Annotated in this window: 14 protein-coding genes; 10 read left to right on the top strand and 4 right to left on the bottom strand. The window is 72.3% G+C overall.

The window, feature by feature from the left end; genetic code table 11:
- Positions 1-13 precede the first annotated feature (13 nt).
- The 8 genes from OG207_RS21875 to OG207_RS21840 are packed head-to-tail and all read left to right on the top strand — an operon-like array spanning position 14 to position 8,151.
- Positions 14-1,267, top strand: a complete 1,254-nt coding sequence (locus OG207_RS21875; protein WP_329100169.1) for an ATP-grasp domain-containing protein — start codon at positions 14-16, stop codon at positions 1,265-1,267.
- On the top strand, positions 1,260-2,084 hold the full coding sequence (ddaH, locus tag OG207_RS21870) for a dimethylargininase (RefSeq protein ID WP_329100168.1): 825 nt from the start codon (positions 1,260-1,262) through the stop codon (positions 2,082-2,084). The genes OG207_RS21875 and ddaH overlap by 8 nt, the downstream gene beginning before the upstream one ends.
- Positions 2,081-2,416 (top strand): hypothetical protein, encoded by a 336-nt coding sequence (locus tag OG207_RS21865; protein WP_329100167.1) that lies wholly within the window; start codon positions 2,081-2,083, stop codon positions 2,414-2,416. Before ddaH ends, OG207_RS21865 begins: the two co-directional genes overlap by 4 nt.
- Positions 2,413-4,191: an ABC transporter substrate-binding protein gene (locus OG207_RS21860; protein WP_329100166.1), complete on the top strand. Its 1,779-nt coding sequence runs from the start codon at positions 2,413-2,415 to the stop codon at positions 4,189-4,191. Before OG207_RS21865 ends, OG207_RS21860 begins: the two co-directional genes overlap by 4 nt.
- The gene (locus OG207_RS21855; RefSeq protein WP_329100165.1) at positions 4,191-4,694 is read left to right on the top strand and encodes a YbaK/EbsC family protein; all 504 of its coding nucleotides are present in this window, start codon (positions 4,191-4,193) and stop codon (positions 4,692-4,694) included. The genes OG207_RS21860 and OG207_RS21855 overlap by 1 nt, the downstream gene beginning before the upstream one ends.
- Before the next feature lie 5 nt (positions 4,695-4,699).
- On the top strand, positions 4,700-5,962 hold the full coding sequence (locus OG207_RS21850) for an ATP-grasp domain-containing protein (protein WP_329100164.1): 1,263 nt from the start codon (positions 4,700-4,702) through the stop codon (positions 5,960-5,962).
- Positions 5,963-5,998: 36 nt separating this feature from the next.
- Entirely contained in the window at positions 5,999-7,144 is a 1,146-nt protein-coding gene (locus OG207_RS21845) for an NAD(P)/FAD-dependent oxidoreductase (RefSeq protein ID WP_329100163.1), read from the top strand.
- A gap of 29 nt (positions 7,145-7,173) precedes the next feature.
- Positions 7,174-8,151, top strand: a complete 978-nt coding sequence (locus OG207_RS21840; protein ID WP_329100162.1) for an MmcQ/YjbR family DNA-binding protein — start codon at positions 7,174-7,176, stop codon at positions 8,149-8,151.
- A 22-nt stretch (positions 8,152-8,173) separates the two neighbouring features.
- Here the strand turns inward: OG207_RS21840 and OG207_RS21835 are convergent, their stop codons facing one another.
- Positions 8,174-9,670, bottom strand: coding sequence for an NB-ARC domain-containing protein (locus OG207_RS21835; protein WP_329100161.1), 1,497 nt, complete (start codon positions 9,668-9,670; stop codon positions 8,174-8,176).
- A 174-nt stretch (positions 9,671-9,844) separates the two neighbouring features.
- Here OG207_RS21835 and OG207_RS21830 point away from each other — a divergent pair, with 174 nt between their 5' ends.
- Positions 9,845-13,051 carry an AfsR/SARP family transcriptional regulator gene (locus tag OG207_RS21830; RefSeq protein ID WP_443072724.1) on the top strand — a complete coding sequence of 1,069 codons (3,207 nt, stop codon included), beginning with the start codon at positions 9,845-9,847 and terminating at the stop codon, positions 13,049-13,051.
- Between the two features lie 73 nt (positions 13,052-13,124).
- On the opposite strand, the gene OG207_RS21825 is transcribed toward OG207_RS21830, so the two are convergent.
- Together OG207_RS21825 and OG207_RS21820 are read right to left on the bottom strand one after the other, a co-directional pair.
- Positions 13,125-13,316: a hypothetical protein gene (locus OG207_RS21825; RefSeq protein ID WP_329100159.1), complete on the bottom strand. Its 192-nt coding sequence runs from the start codon at positions 13,314-13,316 to the stop codon at positions 13,125-13,127.
- 85 nt (positions 13,317-13,401) lie between these two features.
- A complete protein-coding gene (locus tag OG207_RS21820) occupies positions 13,402-14,307 on the bottom strand; it encodes a hypothetical protein (RefSeq protein ID WP_329100158.1) in 906 nt (301 codons plus the stop codon).
- Between the two features lie 196 nt (positions 14,308-14,503).
- On the opposite strand from OG207_RS21820, the gene OG207_RS21815 reads away from it, so the two are divergent.
- Positions 14,504-15,052 carry a LysM peptidoglycan-binding domain-containing protein gene (locus OG207_RS21815; protein ID WP_329100157.1) on the top strand — a complete coding sequence of 183 codons (549 nt, stop codon included), beginning with the start codon at positions 14,504-14,506 and terminating at the stop codon, positions 15,050-15,052.
- Positions 15,053-15,118: 66 nt separating this feature from the next.
- Here OG207_RS21815 and OG207_RS21810 read toward each other — a convergent pair whose 3' ends face one another.
- Positions 15,119-15,826 carry a DUF5324 family protein gene (locus OG207_RS21810; protein WP_329100156.1) on the bottom strand — a complete coding sequence of 236 codons (708 nt, stop codon included), beginning with the start codon at positions 15,824-15,826 and terminating at the stop codon, positions 15,119-15,121.
- Positions 15,827-15,858: the final 32 nt, after the last annotated feature.

Genomic DNA, 15,858 nt, shown 5'->3' with positions numbered 1-15,858 from the left:
GGGAGGAGCACAGATGAAACTGCTCGCCATCGAGGCCAGCCAGAACGCCACCTACTACGTCTCGCGCTACCAGCAGATCGAGGCCCTCGGGGCCGAGGTCCACGTCCTCAACGGCATCGGCACCGAGGACTTCTGGCCCGCCGAGCGCTACCGGATGGCCGGCTCCAAGCAGATCGAGGACATCGTCACCGCCGCCAAGGTCTGGCACGCGGAGGAGGAGTTCGAGGGGGTCCTGACCTTCTCGGAGTCCGGGGTCGTCACGGTGGCGGTCGTCGCCGAAGCGCTCGGACTGCCGAGCATCGGCTTCGAAGCCGCCCGGACCAGCCGCAACAAGCTGCTGATGCGACAGGCCCACGAGCGCGGCAGCGCCGCGCACCCCGGCTTTCGCTACGCCCCCGACGTCGCGGCCGCCCTGGCGGCCGGTGAGGAGCTCGGCTACCCGCTGATCCTCAAGCCCACCCTGGGCGCCGCCAGCAACTTCGTGTTCAAGGTCGACGACCCCGAGGAGATGCGGGCCCGCTTCGCGGACGCCACCTCGGGCATCGAGACCATGACCTGGGCGCTGATGGAGGCCGACGGACTGGACCTCGGCCCGAACGGGATCATCGTCGAGGGCTACCTCGACGGCCACGAGCACCTCATCGAGGCGCTGGCCTGGGACGACGAGGTGTACCTCGGCTCCATCGTGGACCGGATCACCGTCGAGAGCGGGACCTTCGACGACGACGTCCACCACGCGCCGAGCTCCCTGACCCCCGAGCAGATCGCCGCGGTCCACGAGGTGGTCCGGGACGCGGCGCACGCCCAGGGACTGCGCCGGTCCGTGCTCCACGCCGAGGTGAGGTTCCACCAGGGCCGGCCCTTCATCCTGGAGATAGCGATCCGCCCCGGTGGCGGTGGTCTCGACCACATGGCGCGGATCAGCGCCGGCCACGACCCCATCCGGTGCGTGTCGGACGTGGCGCGCGGCATCCGGCCCGACGTCTCGCACTACGCGCCCACCGGTGTGCACACCGCCGCGATGTGCCTGATCAGCGGGGCCGGAACGGTCGAGTCCATCGAGGTGCCAACCGAGGTGGCCGAGGACCCCGCGCTGTTCTTCCTCAAGATCACGGCCACGGCGGGGACCGTCATCAAGCGCCCGCCGGCGGGCAACAACATCCTCGGCTTCATCGGCGCCACCGGGACCTCCCTGACCGAGGCACTGACCACCGCGCACGTCGCGGCCGGCCGCATCCGCACCGAGATGAGGCCGGAACATGGCTGAGACCCCGCGGCGCACGGCCACCCGGCGGCACTACCTGATGTGCCGGCCGACCCACTTCGAGGTGACCTACGCGATCAACCCGTGGATGAACCCCGAGAAGCCCATGGACGCCGCCCTGGCGCTCGCCCAGTGGGAGCGGATCCGGGACCTCTACCTCGGGTTCGGGCACGAGGTCTCCTCCATCGACCCGGTGCCGGGCCTGCCGGACATGGTGTTCTCCGCCAACGGCGCCACCGTGGTCGACGGCAAGGTGCTCATCGCGAAGTTCCGCCACCGGGAGCGCGCGGCCGAGGCCGACACCCACCGGGCCTGGTTCGAAGCCCGCGGCTACACCGACGTCCACGTCCCGCAGTACGTCAACGAGGGCGAGGGCGACTTCGTCCCCGCCGGCCGGCGGATCCTGGCCGGCGCGGGATTCCGCAGCGACCCCCGCGCGCACGAGGAGCTCCGTGAGTTCTTCGGCCTCCCGGTGGTCGGCCTGACCCTGACCGACCCGCGCTTCTACCACCTGGACACGGCGCTGTTCGTCCTCGACGAGGACCTGGTGGCGTACTACCCCGCCGCCTTCTCCGAAGAGAGCCGGGAGGTGCTGCGGGAGCTGTACCCCGACGCGATCCTCGCCACCCGTGAGGACGCCGACGCCTTCGGCCTGAACGCGGTGAGCGACGGACTGAACGTGGTGGTGACGGAGACCGCCACGCACCTGATCGACCGGCTGCGCGAACGCGGCTTCGCGGTGCACGCAGTGGACATGTCCGAACTGCTGAAGGCAGGTGGCGCGGTCAAATGCATCACTCAGGAGATACGACGCCCGTGATCGATTACGACGGCAGGAGTTTCCGCAACACCGGTTACCCGGCGGGCGAGGACGCCCCCGTCGGCCACTACCGCCAGGACGGCGACCTGCTCTGGGCCGACTTCGACGGAGGCGAGGTCCGCAGGGGCTCGCTCAACGGGCGCGTGGAGCCCGACGGGAACCTCGAATTCGCCTACACGATGGTCCTCGCGAACGGCGAGGTGGTCGCAGGACGGTGCTGGAGCACCCCCGAGTTCCTGGACGACGGACGGATCCGGCTCAACGAGCGCTGGGAGCGCTACGGAGCCCACTCGGACAGCGGCATATCCGCACTGGAGGAGGTACCGACATGACCCCGCCCACCACCCCGCTCCGCGGGGGCAGCGTGACCTGGGCCTGCACCAGCGGCTTCAGCCCGGTCTTCATCTTCCCCTTCACCCCGGGCGAGTACTACGGGGTGGCCAACCTGCACGAGTTCCAGACCCTGATGTACCGGCCGCTGTACTGGTACGGCACCGGCGGCCAGCCGACGGTCGACTACGAGCGCAGCCTCGCCGAGCCCCCCGAGTGGAGCGAGGACGGCCGCACGGCGACGATCACGGTCAAGCCCTACGCGTGGTCGAACGGCGAGAGCGTCACCGCCGACAACGTGATGCTGTGGATGCACCTCCTGGAGGCCGAGAAGGACGGCTTCGGCGGCTACACGCCGGGCTTCTTCCCGGACAACCTGACCGGCTACGAGAAGGTCGCCGAGGACAAGATCAGCTTCACCTTCGACCGTGCCTACTCGCACAACTGGGTGCTGATGAACCAGTTCAGCACCATCACCCCGCTGCCGAAGGCATGGGACCGCACCGCCGACGACCGGCCGGCCGACGCCACCCACGACCCGGCGCAGGCCTCCGCGGTCTACGCCTACCTGCGGGCCTGCAACGACGAGCGCAAGAGCTGGGACACCAGCCCCGTCTGGAGCGTGGTCAACGGACCCTGGAAGCTGAGCAGTTACACCATCGATGGCGTCTCGGGCGAGGCCGTCCTGGTACCGAACGAGACCTACTCCGGCCCCAACAAGCCCTACCTGGACGAGTTCCGGCTGGTGCCCACCGGCTCGGACACCGAGCAGTACGAGATGCTCCGCCGCGGCCCCGAGGCCCAAGGCGGCGTGCAGATCGGCTTCCTGCCCTTCGACGAGGTCACCGAGCCGGCCGAGGACCCGCTGGTCGGCGGACCCAACCCGCTCGGCGAGCACTACGACCTCGTCCCCCAACTCACTTACAAAATCCATTACTTCCCGATCAACTTCAACAACCCCACCGTTGCCGGAAAGATCTTCAAGCAGCTCTACTTCCGCCAGGCCCTGCAGTCCTGCCTCGACTCCCGGGGCGCCGTCCGCGACGTCTACAAGGGCTACGGCTACCCGACCACCGGGCCCATCCCGTCCCTGCCCGACAGCCCGCTGCTCTCGCCCGCCGCGCACGAGGACCCGTACCCCTTCGACGTGGCGGCGGCCCGCGCCTTCCTGACCGAGAACGGCTGGGACACCAGCACCACCCCGGCCACCTGCGTCCGCGAGGGCACCGGAGCGGGAGAAGCGGGCGAGGGCATCCCGGCCGGCACCCCGCTGCGGTTCTCGATGCGGTACGCCCAGGGGCACGAGACGCTGACCGCGGTCATGCGCAAATTCGCCGCCGACGCCGCCGGGGCGGGCATCGAGATCGTGTTGACCGAGGTCGAGGCGAGCGTCCTGGTCCTGGAGGACACCACCTGCACCCCGGGCCCCGACAGCCCCTGCTTGTGGGAGTTCAGCGACTGGAACGGCGGCTGGGGCTACGGACCCGGTTTCTACCCGACCGGTGAGGCGCTCTACTCGACCGGTTCCTCGGTGAACTTCGGCAGCTACAGCGACCCGAAGGCGGACGAGCTGATCGCCCGCACCGTGGTCAGCGACGACCTGGAGGACCTGTACGCCTACCAGGACTACATCGCGCAGCAGGTCCCGGTCATCTGGATGCCCAACTTCCCCTTCCGTCTGCTGGAAGTGGCCAAGGACCTGAGGGGCGTGGCTCCGATCAACCCCTTCGGACTGATCAACCCCGAGGACTGGCACTACGTCGGCGAGGTGCTCTGATGTACCAGCGGCTGATCGGCCTCCTCGACAGCAATCAAGCCCGCTACCGGCTGATCGACCATCCGGCCGAGGGCCGGACCGACCTGGCCAGCGTCCTGCGCGGCCACCCGCTGGAGCAGGCCGCCAAGTGCATCGTCGTCCGCGTGAGCATCACCAAGCGGGTCGGCAAGTACGTGCTCGCGGTGGTTCCCGGCGACCGGCAGGTCGACCTGGAGGCCGTCGGCGCACTGTTCGGCGGCGGGCGGACGGCGTTCGCCACGCCCGAGATCGCCGAGCGCCTGGCCGGCAGCGTCTGCGGCACGGTGATGCCGCTCAGCTTCCACCCCGATCTGCACCTCGTCGTCGACGAGGGCCTGATCCTCACCGAAGAGATCTATTTCAACGCGGCCCGCCTGGACCGCTCCGTGGCCCTGTCCACCCCCGACTACCTGGCCATCGCCCAGCCGCAGCTCGCGGCGATCGCGACGGCCGGCGACCGGGTCCTGACCCACTCCGCGAGGTGACGAAGATGACGGATGACGCCAAGACGACCGAAGACGGCGTGGTGATCCTGGTCGGCAGCGGACAGCGCGCCTACCGCGAGTACCTGCTCGCCGGCGCCGCCCGGCGCCGCCCGATCTGGATCCTGGACGCGACGGACCCCACCTGGCAGGAGCAGTACGTGCTCGGCTCCACCACGGTGGAACTGCTCGACCCGCAACGCCTGGTGCCCGACACGGAGGGACTGATCAGGGCCGCCGAGGCGGTGGCCGCCGAGCACCGCGTGGTCGGCGTGTTCAGCTACGACGAGACGCTCGTGGTGACGACCGCCCTGATAGCCGAGCGGCTCGGACTGCCGGGCCTGACCTCCCGCGGCGCCGACAACTGCCGCAACAAGCACCACACCCGGCAGCTGCTGACCGCCGCCGGACTGCCCCAGCCGCACTTCGCGTACGTGACCGACGCCGAGGCGGCCCTCGCCACGGCGGACTCCTTCGGCTACCCGGTCGTCCTCAAGCCCCGCGGCATGGGCGCGAGCATCGGCGTCATCCGGGTCGACGGCCCGGAGGGGGTGCGCGCCGCCTTCGAGGTCGCCGACGCCGCCAGCCGCGGCGGGAACAGCGACTACGAGGGCGGGGTGCTGGTCGAGGAGTGCGTCATGGGCCCCGAGATCAGCATCGACGGAGCGGTCTTCGACGGTGCCTGGACCCCGCTCTTCCTCGCGCACAAGGAAGTGGGCCTCGCGCCCTACTTCGAGGAGACCGGCCACGTGGTCAGCGCCACCGACCCGCTGCTCGCCGACGAGGAACTGCTCGGCGTCCTGCGGGACGCCCACCGGGAACTGGGCATCGGCTACGGGATCACCCACACGGAGGTCAAGCTCACCACCCGCGGCCCGGTGATCATCGAGGTGAACGCCCGCCTCGGCGGCGACCTCATTCCCTACCTCGGCAGCCTCGCCACCGGCGTGGAGCCCGGGGAGCTGGCCGCGGACGTGGCCGCCGGCGTCCGCCCCGAGTGGACCCCGACCGAGTCCCGCACCGTCGGGATCCGCTTCCTGTACCCGCCGCAGAACGGCACGGTCCGCTCGGTCGACGTACCCGCCCCCTGGGACGTACCGGGGCTGCTCGAGACGAACGTGATGGTGGCGCCCGGGGCGACGCTGCTGCTGCCGCCCGAGGGCTACCTCAGTCGCTACGCCAACCTGATCTGCGCCGGAGAGGACTTCCTGAGCTGCGAGGAGTCCCTCGCCAAGGCGGCCGCACTGACCACGATCGTCCTCGACAGCTGACCCGTCGGCCCAACGAAAACTGAAGGGAGGTGTGTGATGTCGACGAGGGTGACGGTAGTGGGCGGCGGAGTGATCGCCCTGCTCACGGCGGTCGAGTGCGTGCTCGACGGACACAAGGTCACGGTCGTGGACCAAGGCCCCATTCCGTACAGCAGAGCCACCTCTTTCGACCAGCACCGGATCCTGCGGGCCCTGCACCCGGCGGACCCGCAGGCCACGGCGGCCGCGCTGCGCGCGCACCGCCGCTGGGTCGAACTGGAGGAGCTGTTCCTGACGCGGTTCTACGAGCAGGTTGGCTCGCTCACCGTGCTGCCGCCCGCGGCCGCGAGGGACGCGGCGGCGATGCTCGCCGACGCCGGTGGCCACGCCAGGGAACTGACGGCGGCCGGCCTGGCCGACCGCTATCCGCACCTGCACGTGGGCGGCGGCCTCGGCGCGGTACTGGAGGACGAGGCGGGCGTGCTGCTCGCCGAACGGGTCCTCGCCGCCTGCGTCGGCTGGCTGAAGTGGCAGCGGGGCATCGAGCTGATCGAGCACCGGGCCGTGACCGCCGTCGACGGCGAGAGCGGCAGCGTACAGCTGGTGGACGGACGGGTGCTGCGCAGCGACGCGGTGCTCGTGGCCGTGGGCCCCTGGTCCCGGGACCTGCTGCCGCCGAGCATCTCCGAGCAACTGACCCTGTACCGGCAGTCCCTCCTGTACTGCCGGGTGCCCCGGCAGCAGTCGGGGGCCTGGGCGGCCACCCCGGCCGTACCGGCCCTGGGCACCGAGGGCGGGGCCTGGCTGATCCCGCCGGTGGCGGGCACGGCCCTCAAACTGACCTCGGCCACCGCCTGCCGGGTGGTGGACGCGATCACCGACCACGCCACCGACCCGTACTGGCAGCGCAAGCTGGAGAAGGAGTTCGGGGACGTCCTCCCCGGCTTCGGACCGGCCTGGGTCACCGCGGCCAAGGACGCCTACTACTCGGCCTTCTCGCCGACGGGCGGCCCGCTGCTGGTCGCCCTGGGCGGCGCGGGATTCGCCTACGCGGCCTGCGGTGGCACATCCTTCAAGTTCGCGCCGCTCATCGCACGGTCGCTGGCCGACCGGTTGATCGGCAGGACTCCGTCGCTGATCGGCCTCGGTGCGCTCGACGGGCCACCGCTGGACGTGCACACCCCGCAGCTCGCGGGACTGTGAGCGGCGGCCGGATGCGCAAGGAGCGTGCCGTGGCAACGGTGGACGACGTACGGCGGCTCGCGCTGGGCCTGCCGAGGACCGAGGAGCACCTGATCCGGGACCGGGTGAAGTTCCGGATCGGCAAGATCGTCTATCTCGCCCTGTCCCGGGACGAGAGCGAACTGGGCTTCGCCTTCCCCAAGGAGGAACGGGCGGCGCTGGTCGCCGCCGAGCCGCAGAAGTTCTTCCTGCCCAGGGAGTCCGATCTGCGCTTCAACTGGGTCGAGGCCCACCTCGGGGCCCTGGACGGGGCCGAGTTGACGGAGCTGGTCACCGAGGCCTGGTGCATGGTGGTGCCCGCGAAGGTCGCCCGCGCCCACCTGGACCCGCCGGCCGCGCCGCCGCTCCCGCCCGCGCCCTCCCTGGCCGAACTGCGTTCCTCGGCGGAGGTGTTCAACGGTTTCGCGGGCGTGGACCGGAGCTGGCGGGCGCTGCGCGAGGAGACCGGCGGTGCCCTCGACCTCTCGCTCCCCGCGCACCGCACGGCCCTGCACCGCTGGCTGAACTCCTGGGGCTGCCGCATCCGTTACCCGCGCGAGGGCGAGCCCGACACCTTCGGCGCGGGGCTCGCCGCATGGTGGGGGCGGCACGCGCTGGCGCACGCACCGCTGGCCCGGCTCACCCCGCGGGAGATCTCCCGGTTCGCCGCCGCCTACGAGGAACTGGCGGCGCTGCCGATCGGTCGGCGCAGCCTCGGCCCGACCGCCGCGGCCAAGGCGCTGTACGCACTGCGGCCCGACTCGGTCATGCCGTGGGACGCGGCCATCGCGGGGCGGTTGTACGGGGTCCGGGACGGGGCCGCCTTCGCCCGCCACCTGGAGCTCGGCCGGAACTGGGCGCGTACGGCGCTGGCGGAGGGCGGCGGTCTGGACGAGGCGGCCCTGTGCGCCGAGATCGGCCGGCCCGGGGTGTCCCTCGCCAAGGTCCTCGACGAGCACCTCTACGTGACGATCACCCACGCGGCCTGATCCGGCCCGACCGGCGGGCCCCCTACCTCGACGGCCGCACGTGCGCCTGACCCCGCGCCGCCGCGGGCGCGGACCCGGGCGCGGACCCGGGCGCCGGGTCCTCCTCCGTCGGGTCCGGCTGGGTCAGCGCGTACGCCCGGGCCATCGGCGTCAGTCCGTACTGCCCCGGCAGGTCGGAGTGGTCGAGCAGGCCCGCGTCGAGGAGCCGTTCGAGGAGGTCCTCCACCGGCTGGGCGGACCGCTCGACCAGCACGGCGAGCGCGTCCGCGGACTCGTACACCACGTTGTCCACGGAGGGCGGGTTGTCGGATCCGGCGAACTGGCGCAGCATCAGCCGCGCCCACGGGGTCAGCAGCCGGTAGGCGCTGTCGAGGCGGTTGCTGAGCGCGTCGTCCCCGATCTGCAGCCGGGCCAGGAAGCGGCCGGGTGCCGGCTGCGCGCCCCTCCCGCCCGGTCCGCCCGGCCCGTCCCCGAGCAGTTCGGACACGGAGTCCTGGAGCATCCACTCGGGGCGGGCCGCGATGCGCCGGCCGGCCAGGTTGAGGGCCAGCGGGAGGTCCCCGCAGGCGTCGGCGAGGCGCAGGCAGGCGCGCGGCTCGCCGCCGACCCGGTCACCGCCGAGGAGCTGGGCGAGCAGCTCCATCGACTCGTCGCGGTCCAGCGCGGGGAGCCGGATCCGGCCAATTCCGTCGAGGCCCAGTAGCCGCGATCGGCTAGTGATGATGATGCGGCTCTCGGGCGCCGCGACGAGTAGTTCCCGGATCTGCCGCTCGTGTTGGACGCCGTCCAGCACCACGAGCAGCCGCCGCCGGTTCAGGAGCGATCGGTACAAGCCAATTCTCTGACCGGGATCGTTCGGGATCCGGTCGGTCGGGATGCCGAGCGCCTCCAGGAAACCGCCCGCGATTCCGGCGGCGTCCTTGCGTCCGTCCGCGGCCGGATCGAGGTTCGCGTAGAGCTGCCCGTCGGGCAGGTTCACGGCGAGTTCGTGGGCGAGCCGCAGGGCGAAGGCCGTCTTGCCCACGCCCACCTGACCGCTGATCACCAAGGGTGCCGCGGGGCGTTGCTCGCCGTACGAGGGGGCGGTCAGGGACCGGGCCCGCTGGAGCAGCTCACGCCGTCCCACCAGGGGACGGGCCTCCATCGGAAGCTGTGACGGGGGCGGCAGCACGGCGCGCACGTCGGCCGCGCGCAGCTCGTTCTCCTGGTGCTGCTGCACGGCTTTGACCGCCGGACGGGCGCCCGCGTCGTCCCCGTCGGCCCGTGCCGCCTCGTGCCAGCGGCGCTCCCAGCTGGCGCGGTCACCGCCGCAGGCCTCGGCGAAGGCGAGGGCCACCTGAAGCGTCGGGAGGCGGTATCCGGCGGCCGCGTCGGAGAGCACGGACGCGGAGAACATGGCACGGGTGGCCATGTCGCGGTAGCCGGGACTGCCGGCCGCGGTCCGCAGCCTGCGCAACTCCCGGGCGAACGCGGTGACTGGTCCGGCATCGGGGGCCAGCGGTCTCTCCAGTCTTCCCACAGCCTGCTCCTTCGGTACTCGCTCGGTGTGCCGCCTGCTCCGGGCCGCCCATGAACTGTCCGTGTCGCCCTTCCTGATCTGCTACCGGATGCTTACCGCGTGCTAGCAGTAACCCCTATGATCCGGCTGACATGACCTGGCCAGGGGTCTTGTTCACTTGGGGGTGGATGTCCGATGCCGGGGGCGGATGGGGAGTCCGGGGAGAGACGAAGCGCGGATCCTGCGGGGGGCAGGCTGCGCTTCAACGTGCTCGGATCGCTTGAGGGGTGGTTCGGAGAGGTCCGGCTGAGGCTGGGGGGAGCGATCCAGGAACGGGTCCTGTGCGTGCTCCTGCTCGAGGCCGGCCGGGTGGTGCCCGTGGCCCGACTCGTCGAGGCGACCTGGGAGAAGGACCCGCCGGTGACCGCCTCGCACCAGGTCCGCAAGGCCGTCGCCGACCTGCGGCGGCGCATACCCACCGGCACCGAGGTGATCGCCACCGACGGGCCGGGATACCGCGTGGTGGTGGCGGACGACCAGGTCGACCTCCTGGAGTTCGACGCCCTGACCAGGGCGGCCGGCCAGGCGCTGCGGGAAGGCGGGCGGTCCGCGGCCGCCGAGGCACTGCGGGCCGCCCTCGCGCTGTGGCGGGGATCGGTCCTGTCCGGCACCGGCGGACCGGTGATCGAGGCCGCGGCGACCGCGCTGGAGGAGCGCCGGCTGGCCGCCGCCGAGCAGTTCTTCGACCTGTGCCTCGCACTGGGCGAGAGCGGAGAGCTCATCTCGGGCCTGCGTGCGCTGATCACCCAGCACCCGCTGCGGGAGACGCTGCGCGGCCAGTTGATGCTGGCCCTGTACCGCTCCGGTCGGCAGGCCGAGGCGCTCAAGGAGTACGGGGAGGTCCGCGAGCTGCTCGTGGACGAGCTCGGGATCGACCCCGGCCCCCGGCTGGCCAAGCTGTACGAGGCGATCCTGCGGGACAGCCCCGAGCTGGCCGCGCCTGAGCGGCCGGCGCCGGTGGCCGTGGCGCCCGTACGTCCGGTGCCCGAGCCGGCGGCCCCCGCCGAGCCGCTGCCCGAACCGGCCGTTCCGGTGACCGTGCCGTCCGAGGGCGGGGCCCCCGAGGCCCCGTCCCGCACGGAAGCGGACCGGGAGGGGGAGACCGGAACGCGCACCGGGCCGGCGGACGCCCCGTGCACCCTGCCGTACGACCTGCCCGACTTCACCGGCCGTGCCAAGGAGCTCGCCGAGCTCTTCGACTACGTGCAGGACGAGGGCCGGGGCGGCGAGCGGTACGCCCGGATCGTGGCCATCGACGGCATGGGCGGCATGGGCAAGACCACCTTGGCCGTGCGCGCCGCGCACCGGCTGGCCGGCCGGTATCCCGACGGGCAGCTCCACATCGACCTGCACGGATTCACCCCGGGCCGCGAGCCCGTGACGCCCACCGCCGCGCTCGACGGCCTGTTGCGGACCCTCGGTACTCCGGGCGACCGGATTCCCGAGGACCTGGAGGGGCGCACCGCCCTGTGGCGGTCGAAGCTGGACGGCCGGCAGATGTTGCTCCTGTTCGACAACGCGGTCGACGCGGCGCAGATCAGGCCCCTGCTGCCGGCCTCGCCCGGCTCCCTCGCCCTGATCACCAGCCGCGGGCGGCTGCTGGACCTCGACGGCGTCGAGTGGGTGTCCATCGGGATGATGGAGCCCGAGGACAGCACCAGCCTGATGGCGGAGACCCTCGGTACCACCCGGGTGGCCGCCGAGCCGGCGGCCTCCGCCGAACTGGCCGAGCTGTGCGGGCACCTGCCGCTGGCGCTGCGGATCGCGACCGCCCGGTTGCGCAACAGGCCGCGCTGGACGGTGCGCTATCTGGTCGAGCGGCTGCGCGACGAGAAACGCCGGATGGACGAACTGAGTTCGGGAGAGCGCAGCGTCGCGGCGACCCTGCGGCTGTCGTACCTGGCGATGGACGAGGAGTACCGGACCGCGTTCCGCATCCTCAGCCTGTACCCGTGCGCCGGGACGGACGTCCATTCGGCGGCGGCGCTCCTCGGCACGACCGTCCGGGACGCCGAGGACGCCCTGGAGTTCCTGCTCGACGTCCATCTGGTCCAGCAGCCCGACATCGGCCTCTACACCTTCCACGACCTGGTGCGCAGTTTCGCCCAGAGCCTGCGGGGGCCGGCGACGGCGGACGACGACGCGGCGGCGGTCGAGCGGCTGCTCGGCTACTACCTGACGGCGTCGAACACGGCCTGCGAGGTGCTCTTCCCGGGTCGGGAGCGCCGGCCCACCGGCATCGCGCCCTACCGGGGCGAGCTGCCGTCCCTCAGGGACGCCGAGCAGTCCGTGCGGTGGTTCCACCGCGAGCAGGCGGGACTGCTCGCGGCCGTGTCGCTCGCCGAGCGGTCCGGCCACGACCGGTACGCGGCCTGCCTGAGCCGCAACGTCGGCTTCCACCTGCACACGCACGGTCAGCTCGACGAGTTCTGGAGCGTCGGGCACCTCGCGGTGGCCGCCGCCCGCCGGCTCGACGATCCGGCGCTCCTCGGCATCAGCCTGGCCAACTTGGGCGCGGCCTGCTGGAAGCTGGGCCGCTTCGAGGAAGGGCTGGAGGTGGCCGCCGAGGCCCGCGACACGGCGATCCGTGCCGGGGACCGGCACACCGAGGCGCACAGCGAGTCGACCCTCGGGCTGCTGATGTCGATGCTCGGGAGGTACGGGGAGGCCCTCCCGCTCCTGGAGCGGTCCGTGGCCGTCGCCCGGGAACTGGGCAATCTGCGGGCGGAGTCGGAGAGCCTGACCACCCTCAGCACGCTGTACGAGCGGTGGGGACGCTATCCGGAGGCGGCCGCCGCCGCCGGCCGGGCGATCGAGATCGACCGCGGCCTCGGCTACCGCGGCAACGAGATCGTGGCCCTGACCGATCTGGCCTTCGCGCAGGTGGGCCTCGGCGAGTACCCGGAGGCGGAGGCCAGTCTCCAGCGCGCCCGCGACCTGTGCGACGAGACCCGGTCGCCCGGAGACGTCGCCCTGCTGCTCGCGCTGTCCGCCCGGGTCGCGCACGAGCGGGGCGACGGCCCGCAGGCGCGCGCGTTCGCGGAGCGCTCCCTGACCCTCGGCCGCACCAGCGGCGCGCCGATCCGGCTCGCGAAGGTCGAGAACGTCCTCGGCCGGCTCCACCTGCTCTGGGGGGAGCACGAGGTGGCCCTGGCCCTGCACGCACACGCCTATAAGATCGCGGAACCGATGAGCTTCCGTGCCGAGGAGGCGTCCGCGCTGGTGGGCATGGCCCGTGCGGCCGATGCGCTCGGGGACGTTCCGGCCGCGGCCGGATACCGCGCTGCCGCCGAGGGATTATTCGATTTCATGAGCCTGCCGGCGTCCCGCCGGACGTACTGACCGCGCACGGGAAGTGCCCCGCACCGGGATCCGGTGCGGGGCACTTCGCCGTCGTGCGGGGCGGGCGGCCGGTCTACCGAGGGGACGGGACCGAGGTCGGGGTCGGGGTCGGGGCCGGGGGAGCGATCCCCGGACCCTTGTCGTCCGCCAGCACCTGGTAGCCGGAGGGCTGACCGGCGTCCACCGGGCCGCTGACCGTCACACCGACTCCGATCGCCAGAGCCGCCGCGATGATCCCGATCAGTCCAGCCAGCTTGCTGCGCATGTGTGGAACCCCCTGGTGTGTACCCGGTGCGGCTGCCGTGTGGTGTGGTGGCCGCTCTCGACAGGACACAGACTGGCCGCAGCTCTTACCGGTCCGTTCCCCTCTCGATACCGCCCGTGGTCGCGCTGCGGGAACGGCCGTTACCGGCCTGTTCCCGGTCCGGTTCCGTGGCCGCCGCGATCCGTGATCCCCGGGCGCTGACCAGCACGTCCGTCCGCGTGGTGCCCGATTCGTACCCGGCCAGATCCAGCAGGGCCCGTACCGTCGCGCGGATGCCGGCCTGCTCCGCGTCGTGGAGCGGCGGCGCCGTTCCCTCGGGGGCGATGTCGGCGACCAGGTGCATGCCGTCGACGGTCAGCGTCTCCACCCTGAACTTGGCTCCGGTCAACAGCTCTTCGACGAGATAGGGCGCCGAGTGCCGGGCGGTGAGGGCCTGTTCGGCCCACCGGTCCAGTGCGGGCCGGTCGTGTACCGGAACGGTCCACCAACACCCGGACTTGTCGGCCGATTTGATGACCACGGGCAGGGGGAAGTCCTCCGCCAGCGAGCACGCCTCGGGGACGGACCGGGCCTCCTCGGCACGTACCGCGGAGGTCCGGCTCTCATTGAGGATCCGCCGGATCGCCACCGCGTCCGGCAGCCCGCGGGCCGGCTTCCCGCTGTTCGCGGACAGCTCCCGCAGCACCTCCTCGGCGGCGGCCGCGGCCCCGCTGCCGAGGCCCCTTTCGAGATCGCTCGCGAGGTAGAGGACCTGCCCGATCCCGTGTTCGACGACGGTGTCCGTCAGCAGGGCGCGCAGCGCGGCCGGGTCGGCGAAGTCCACCCGGAGGAGCCGTTGCGGCGGCAGCTCCGCCGGAAGCGGTGCGTCCGTCGGGCGGGGTCCGGGATCGGACACCACCCATACGTCCAGGCCCGCCACGATCGCGGCGCTCACGAGCCCGGGTCCGGGCCTGACCAGCACTACCCGCTCCGCGGCCTGTCTGATGATCACAGAAATCTCCTCCATCGTGTCCCACGAGGGTGGCGCCGGTCCTTCCCGGTCCCTTCCCGCCGCGTTCCCGCCCGGGCCGTGACCCGGTCCGAGCGTCCCCCGGACGGCCCCGTCGCAGGGCCGCCCGGCGCCCCGTGCAGGACAGTGGAAGGAGGTACCGATCCCGGGGGGAGCATCACGCCGGAGGCGTACAGACATGGGACTCTTCGACTTCCTGAAGCCCGACAAGAAGAAGGCGCACGACGCCGCCGAGAAGGCGGAGGAGCAGGTGCAGCAGCAGGCCGGCGAGGGCAGGAGGCCCTCCTCGGGTTCGGCGGCCGACGCCGCCTCGGCCACCCGGGCCACCGCCGAGCGCATGGCGGCGGCCGCGCCACCGAGGCCCCTGCCCGCGACTCCGACCCCCACCCCCACGTCCGCCGCGCACAAGGCCGTTCCCGCCGCCCCCAAGCCGACCGTGATGCCGAAGCCCGCGGCCTCCTCCGCCGCCGCGCCGGGCGCCATGCACACGCCCACCCCGCACTCGGCCGCGCACAAGGCGGTACCGGCGGCCCCGATGCGGGGGGCCGGGCCCACCGCCAAGAAGCGCACGTACACCGTCAAGCCCGGCGACTCGCTTCAGGAGATCGCCCGCCACGAGCTCGGCAACGAGGCCCGCTGGCGCGAGCTCTACGCGATGAACCGGGGTGCCGTCGGCCCCAACCCCGACCTCGTCCGCCCGGGCACGGTCCTCACCCTCCCCGGCTGACGCCCGGCGGGCGCGGAAGGGGCCCGGATCCCGTCACCAGGATCCGGGCCCCTTCGCGTGCGCCGCTCAGAGCTGCTTGTCGTCGGGGCCGGACTCGGCCTCGCGCTCCTTCTCCGCCAGCTCCTCGTCGAAGCCGGACGGCGCCGCGTCGCGCGCCGACAGCTCGGTGGCCGCCGGCGGTTCGACGAGCCAGTCCGGATTCGACTGCTGGTCCCACCACCGCCACACCGCGTAGGCGGCGCACGCCAGCACGCCGACCAGCGCGACACCGCGCAGGATCTTCCCGTTGCGCGCGTGCCGCTCGCGGCGCCGGACGAGCTTCTGTACTTCCTTGGCAGTCACCTGGCCGCGCAGCGCCGCGAACGCCGCCGTCGACCGGGACGCGGCCTCCTCGGCCACCGGAGTGGCGGCCGCGATCGCGCTCTCGATCTTCGGCTGGGTGTATTCGGCGGCCTGCCGCGCCGCTTGGCGCGCCTGTGTCGCCGCCCGGTCGACGGGGGGCGGTACATGGGCCCGCGCCGCCTTGAGCCGGGGTTGCAGATGGCAGTCGTAGGTCGTGCGGGCGTGCTGGGCGGCACTGGTCGCTGCGTACGACATCTTGGGTGCCAGCCGCTCGTTCGCTTCCTGGGCGTAGTGCACTGCGGCTTCCTTGGCGGATTCCGCGTACGGTGCCACCACTTCCGTCGCGTGCCGCACGCTCTCCCTGGCGCTCTCGGCTGCCAGGCGCATGCTCTCCTTGCCGGTCACGGGATCCTCCTCCTCGGTGGCGGACACAGTTCACCTTTCCACCCTTTGTCGGATCATGC

This window comes from Streptomyces sp. NBC_01439, from assembly GCF_036227605.1.
In the GTDB taxonomy this organism is placed as follows: Bacteria; Actinomycetota; Actinomycetes; order Streptomycetales; family Streptomycetaceae; genus Streptomyces.
The sequence above is the reverse complement of the archived record's forward strand: the minus strand, read 5'-3'. Positions and strand labels throughout refer to the sequence as shown.

What these genes read in the sequence shown, in the direction of transcription:
- OG207_RS21875 (WP_329100169.1), top strand. Translation starts at nt 14, where the DNA reads ATGAAACTGCTCGCCATCGAGGCCAGCCAGAACGCCACCTACTACGTC.
- ddaH (WP_329100168.1), top strand. Translation starts at nt 1,260, where the DNA reads ATGGCTGAGACCCCGCGGCGCACGGCCACCCGGCGGCACTACCTGATG.
- OG207_RS21860 (WP_329100166.1), top strand. Translation starts at nt 2,413, where the DNA reads ATGACCCCGCCCACCACCCCGCTCCGCGGGGGCAGCGTGACCTGGGCC.
- OG207_RS21855 (WP_329100165.1), top strand. Translation starts at nt 4,191, where the DNA reads ATGTACCAGCGGCTGATCGGCCTCCTCGACAGCAATCAAGCCCGCTAC.
- OG207_RS21850 (WP_329100164.1), top strand. Translation starts at nt 4,700, where the DNA reads ATGACGGATGACGCCAAGACGACCGAAGACGGCGTGGTGATCCTGGTC.
- OG207_RS21845 (WP_329100163.1), top strand. Translation starts at nt 5,999, where the DNA reads ATGTCGACGAGGGTGACGGTAGTGGGCGGCGGAGTGATCGCCCTGCTC.
- OG207_RS21830 (WP_443072724.1), top strand. Translation starts at nt 9,845, where the DNA reads ATGCCGGGGGCGGATGGGGAGTCCGGGGAGAGACGAAGCGCGGATCCT.
- OG207_RS21825 (WP_329100159.1), bottom strand. Translation starts at nt 13,316, where the DNA reads ATGCGCAGCAAGCTGGCTGGACTGATCGGGATCATCGCGGCGGCTCTG.
- OG207_RS21815 (WP_329100157.1), top strand. Translation starts at nt 14,504, where the DNA reads ATGGGACTCTTCGACTTCCTGAAGCCCGACAAGAAGAAGGCGCACGAC.